At 67.3% G+C, this 1,533-nt stretch carries 3 protein-coding genes; 2 read left to right on the top strand and 1 reads right to left on the bottom strand.

The window, feature by feature from the left end:
* A partial coding sequence (locus tag AC1DY5_RS55145) for a GlsB/YeaQ/YmgE family stress response membrane protein (protein ID WP_478122618.1) occupies positions 1 to 200 on the top strand: 200 nt, incomplete at its 5' end.
* Positions 201 to 211: 11 nt separating this feature from the next.
* Positions 212 to 679, top strand: coding sequence for a YidB family protein (locus AC1DY5_RS55140; protein ID WP_478122617.1), 468 nt, complete (start codon positions 212 to 214; stop codon positions 677 to 679).
* 69 nt (positions 680 to 748) lie between these two features.
* Here the strand turns inward: AC1DY5_RS55140 and AC1DY5_RS55135 are convergent, their stop codons facing one another.
* Positions 749 to 946 (bottom strand): hypothetical protein, encoded by a 198-nt coding sequence (locus AC1DY5_RS55135; protein ID WP_478122616.1) that lies wholly within the window; start codon positions 944 to 946, stop codon positions 749 to 751.
* Between the last annotated feature and the right edge of the window lie 587 nt (positions 947 to 1,533).

The following is a 1,533-nucleotide window of genomic DNA, read 5'->3' as shown; positions in this document are numbered from 1 at the left end:
CTGCACAGCAAGGCGCGATCCTCAACGTGATCGTCGGCATCGTCGGATCGGTGCTCGGCGGCTGGCTCGTGGCGCCGCTGCTCGGAGCTGCGACGGTCAACCAGAACGACTTCAGCGTCCGAGGCTTGTTGGCCTCACTCATCGGCGCCGTCATCCTTCTGGCGATCGTCAACTTGCTCCGTCGCGGGCACGTCCGCTGAGGCAGAACGCGATGGGCCTGCTTACCCAGATCCTCAACGGCCTGGCCGGCAACGCGCTCGGCAGACGCGATGGCCCGCGAAATGGCGGCGGGATGAGCCCGGTGCTGATGGCGCTGCTGCCGGTGGTGCTCAACATATTGATCCAACGTCGCCGGCAAGGCGGCGGCGCGGCCAGTGGTGTGGGCGGCATCGGCGACTTGATCGGTCAACTCACGCAGAAGGGCTACGGTCGACAGGCCGACTCCTGGATCGGCACCGGCGCGAACGAAGCACTACCGCCACACGCCATCGACGAGGTCTTCGGCCACGACCAACTGCACCAGATCGCGCAGCAGGCGGGCATCGGCGATGAAGAGGCGCGCAGCGGGTTGTCGGAATTGCTGCCAGAAGTGGTCGACCATTTCACTCCCGGCGGCACCATGCCCGAAGGCAACCAACTCTCGGCAAGCGTGGACGACTACCTGCGGCAGCTCACGTAGCGACTGCTCGCGCAGCGGCGGGTCGAGAACCGACGAGGACGTCAAACAGGCCATCAGCACTGTCGGTTGCTACGGCTTCTTGCCCTGCTCCCGCTTTCCTTCCTCCGTTTGAGCCGCGTCAGTTCCGATGTCCGGCGTGCGGCCCGCCTTTTTGTTGGCCTCTCGTCCCATTGGGCTGCCCTTCATTTCGATCGGGTCGTCTGCCGGTGGATCGCTCAGGTGCAGGTGAAGCCTCGAGCGCGCAATCGTGACGATGCTCACGTTCATGGGTCAGCGAGATTCCGGCGAAGGGGTCAATTCCAGACCGGTCGCAACACCCGCGACGCCGGGCGAACGGCAGCCGTCCCGGCCTGCCCGCTAGAGAGCCAGGGCCTGTCACACGGCGGTTGGCGCCGTCTCGGCCATGGACTTGAGATCCTTCCTGCACGACGCTATTTCCAGCCCGCGCCCGCGAACGGCTGTCGGGGTTGCACCGCGGGCAGTAGGGATCGGGGTTGGGTGATCGCGGGATCACTTCGGCCTCCGCGATCGAGCGGCCCTTTGCCCTTGCGCCATCAGAACTCGGTCCAGTCGCCCGCGCGGCCCACCGTCGCCACCTGCTTCGGCGCTCCCGTCGGCTCGATCCGCCGAGAAGGCTGGGCTGCTGCCCGCGGCTGTACAGCGGCCCCGGCCGACGCAACCACTGGTTTCCGGCTGACCCCGCCCTCGCTTCCGAGGTTGAACACGCTGACTGCCTGCACGAGGCTCGTCGCCTGCTCCTGAAGCGAGCCCGCCGCGGCAGCCGCCTCCTCCAGCCTGCACGAGGCTCGTCGCCTGCTCCTGAAGCGAGCCCGCCGCGGCAGCCGCCTCCTCCA

The sequence above is a fragment of the Variovorax sp. P4_D9 genome (assembly GCF_056401695.1).
This window is presented reverse-complemented; position numbering and strand designations above follow the sequence as displayed.